The organism is Microcystis sp. M53603_WE2 (assembly GCF_030065435.1).
The window spans coordinates 1-3,717 of the sequence record NZ_JASJFF010000653.1 but is presented as its reverse complement, the minus strand read 5'-3'; the positions used below and the strand labels follow the sequence as shown (position 1 = coordinate 3,717).

Below are 3,717 nucleotides of genomic sequence, written 5' to 3'. Positions count from 1 at the left end.
CCGTAACTGTAGAAAGTGGCGTTGAGGGGATGGGTTTCTTTTTCTAATAAGAGGACTCGACTGCCTAGGTTAGCTAGTTCATAACTTAAGGCGGAACCGGTGATACCACCACCGATAATTATGTAATCATAAGTTGTGGTCATAATTGGGCTAATTTTTTCTCAATTAATCTATTCTATCATTATACTTGCTCAGTTCCCTGGTTCTGATTTAAGCAATAATTGCTATAATTAGAGGAAAAGTTGAAAGCGGGACTGGATAACTATGCAACAGTTAGAAACTAAGGGGATAACTGACCGATGGATTAAAGCTAGTTGGGAAGAATACTTAGCAGCAATTAACCACCTCCCAGAGAATCAAGGAAAAAGTTATTATTACAATGGCTATTATCGATTAGAAATGACTCCTATTGGATTTGAACACGCTAGAGATCATCACGTTGTCTTTTTGGGGGTGAGTCTCTACGCTATCCTCAAAGAAATTCCTTTTCAAGGACTCCCCACTTGTTCTTATCGTAAAAGAGGAATTAGAGAAGTGCAGCCAGATATATCTTGCTATCTAGGAGAAAAAGCGAATCTGATACCAAATGGGACTTCGATTATTGATTTAAATCAGTATCCTCCACCAGATTTAGTCATTGAAATCTCAAAATCTACCCTCAATGATGACTTAGGTAATAAACGCTTACTCTATGAAGAATTAGGGGTTAGTGAATACTGGAGTGTTAAGGTAGATGACCCTCAAATATTCGCTTTTGAAATAATCGATCGAGGTAGTAAAAGAATTGATATATCAAAGGTTTTACCTAATTTAAAACTTGCGGTTTTAGAGTCAGCTTTACAACAGGCACGCAGCAAGGATCAAAGTCAGGTGGGACGTTGGTTAATCAGTCAATTTCAAGGTTAACCCCATAAAATCGAGGCTAATATTATGCAACAGCTAGAAACTACTATCTCGACAGATTTATGGATTAAAGCTAGTTGGGAAGAATACTTAGAAGCAATTAAAAACTTCCCAGAAAATCAAGGAAAAAGTTATTATTACAATGGCTATTATCGATTAGAAATGACTCCTATTGGTAACGATCATGCCAGCGATCATGCTATTTTGATCTTCGCTGTTAGTCTCTATGCTACCCTAAAAAATCTGACCTTTAATGCCAAAGATAATTGCAGTTTTCGCAGGTCTGGTTATCGAGAAGTTCAACCGGATATATCTTATTATTTTGCAGAGAAAGCTAATCTGATTCCCTACGGTACTTCGATTATTGATTTGAATCAGTATCCCCCACCAGATTTAGTCATTGAAATCTCAAAATCTACCCTTAATGATGACTTAGGTAATAAACGCTTACTCTATGAAGAATTAGGGGTTAGTGAATATTGGAGTGTTAAGGTAGAGTATCCCCAAATATTCGCTTTTGAAATAATCGATCGAGGTAGTAAAAGAATTGATATATCAAAGGTTTTACCTAATTTAAAACTTGCGGTTTTAGAGTCAGCTTTACAACAGGCACGCACCAGAGATCAAAGTCAGGTAGGACGTTGGTTAATCAGTCAATTTCAAGGTTAAATCCTGCTGTTTTTTGGCAGCCGCTTTCTCCAATAAAGACTCGGCAAAAGCGATGGCATCTGCTGCCGAATTTCCTCCCGTTAATTGTGCCAATTCTTCCCTTCTCGTCTGACGATTATCAAGAGAAGTAACCCGGACAACTGTGCGAATTTCCGAGAGATTAGTGGGATTATCTTCGGCAATCATTTGTTTATAAACGCGAAAATGGTGATCAGCTAAAGCAGCCACTAAAGGTTGATGGGTAACGCACAAAACTTGATATTGTTGACCTAATTGATCTAATTTATCGGCAATTGCCTGGGCAACTTTTCCCGATACTCCCGCATCAATTTCATCAAAAATTAGGGTTGCTGCTGCCGATTGGGATTGGGAAAAACAGGACTTTAACGCTAGGAGAAAACGACTCATTTCTCCTCCGGAAGCGGTACTGGATAAAGGTTGGATTTTTTCCCCTGGATTGGGACTAAAATAAAATACCACTTGATCGACTCCCAGACTGCTAGGATTACCCGGGTCAATCCGACAGACAAAAATCACCTTTTCCATGGCTAAAGGTTTTAATTCCTGTACCAATTGTTTTTCTAGTTGACTAGCGGTTTGTTGTCGCAAAAAGGTCAACTGGGTGCTAGTTTCTCGATAGATGTTTTCCTGTTGCTGACAAATTTTTTCTAATTCTTCAATGGATTGTCCTTCTCCCGTCAACTCCGCTAATTCCTGCTGTAATTTCTGATAATAATCGAGCGCTTCGGCTAAACTTGGGCCATACTTGCGACAAATGCGCTTAAGTTGGACAATTCTCTCTTCTATCTCGTTCAATCTCTCGGGATCTGCCTCTAGACTATCCCCATAAACGTTGATTTCCTGTCCCGCTTCCACCACCTGATTTAATGCCGATCGCACCATCTCTAAAATTGGCTCTAAACTTGTATCATAAACCATCATATTTGTCAAGATATTTTCAGCTTTTCCTAACAAATCGGCGACGGCCGGTTGATCGCGATCGTTTTGGTAGAGGAGTTGATAGACTTGATAGCTGGAATTTTGCAAATCGACAGCGTGGGAGAGTCGGTTTCTTTCCTGTTCCAACTGTTCCAACTCGTCAGCGTCAGTTAAATTAGCTGATTCTAGTTCTTTTAGTTGATATTCTAATAAATCTAATCTCTGTAGGCGATTTTGTTCCGATTGCAACCTATTATTTAAAATATTCTTGCTTTCTTGCCAGTTAAGGTAGGCTGTGGCTACCTTTTCCCGCTGCCGCAGCAGCGATTCACCCCCGTAGAGATCTAATAATTCCCTCTGTCGATTAGCGTCCATTAACTGAACTGTTTGACCTTGGGCGGTGATTTCTACCAAAAAATCTCTTATTTGCGCCATTTGTTGGCGATTAGCGACGACTCCGTTAATCCGAGAACGAGAACGCAAGGAATTATTAGTAATCACTAATTCCCGGCTGATGGTCAGACTATTATCTTCTAATGGGTCAATTTCCTGACTTTCTAGCCAAGCAATTAATTCTGGAGTCAGAGAAAAAGTCGCTTCTAGGGTTGATTGTTGGCTTCCCTGACGGATGACGCGATGATTGACTTTACCACCGAGAACAATATCGATCGCATCTAATATAATTGATTTTCCTGCCCCCGTCTCACCGGTCAGTACATTTAATCCGTTCCCGAAAGTTAATTCTAAGCGATCGATGAGGGTAAAATTTTGAATTTGTAGGCAGGATAACATATATCAGTAATCAGTAATCAGTTGCTAAGTAGGTAGGCGTTAAAAATTATCAGACACCCCCCTTATTAAGGGGGGATTAAGGGGGGATTAAGGAGGGACTAAGGGGGGATCGGCACCCCCCTTATTAAGGGGGGACTAAGGGGGGATCGGCACCCCCCTTATTAAGGGGGGCAGGGGGGATCGAACCTAAAATCCATTTTTAATTTAATTATAACCAGTTACTTATTCTCATTATCTTTCAGCATCCCCTAATTTTCCCCGAAACGGTAGCCCTTCCCATAGACAGTATTAATTAGAGGTGTTTCTCCGGCCGCTTCGATTTTACGACGCAGTAAGCGCATCAGGGCAGGAACCACATTACTATTAGGTTGCTCCCCTTCTGACCAGAGATGCTGATAAATTTGTTCATGGGTG

5 protein-coding genes are annotated in these 3,717 nt (G+C 40.5%); 2 read left to right on the top strand and 3 right to left on the bottom strand.

Annotated features, from left to right (window positions below; translation table 11 throughout):
- The coding region (locus tag PX481_RS14110; RefSeq protein WP_288094791.1) for an FAD-dependent oxidoreductase at positions 1–143 on the bottom strand (143 nt) is incomplete at its 3' end.
- 121 nt (positions 144–264) lie between these two features.
- On the opposite strand from PX481_RS14110, the gene PX481_RS14105 reads away from it, so the two are divergent.
- Together PX481_RS14105 and PX481_RS14100 are read left to right on the top strand one after the other, a co-directional pair.
- Positions 265–906, top strand: a complete 642-nt coding sequence (locus PX481_RS14105) for a Uma2 family endonuclease (RefSeq protein ID WP_002763870.1) — start codon at positions 265–267, stop codon at positions 904–906.
- 24 nt (positions 907–930) lie between these two features.
- Entirely contained in the window at positions 931–1,572 is a 642-nt protein-coding gene (locus PX481_RS14100; protein WP_002763869.1) for a Uma2 family endonuclease, read from the top strand.
- Here the strand turns inward: PX481_RS14100 and recN are convergent.
- Both recN and PX481_RS14090 read right to left on the bottom strand, forming a co-directional pair.
- Positions 1,549–3,303: a DNA repair protein RecN gene (recN, locus tag PX481_RS14095; protein WP_002763867.1), complete on the bottom strand. Its 1,755-nt coding sequence runs from the start codon at positions 3,301–3,303 to the stop codon at positions 1,549–1,551. The two genes, PX481_RS14100 and recN, sit on opposite strands and share 24 nt — an antisense overlap.
- 248 nt (positions 3,304–3,551) lie before the next feature.
- Positions 3,552–3,717: winged helix-turn-helix domain-containing protein (locus tag PX481_RS14090; RefSeq protein WP_288094790.1), on the bottom strand; the 166-nt coding region annotated here is incomplete at its 5' end.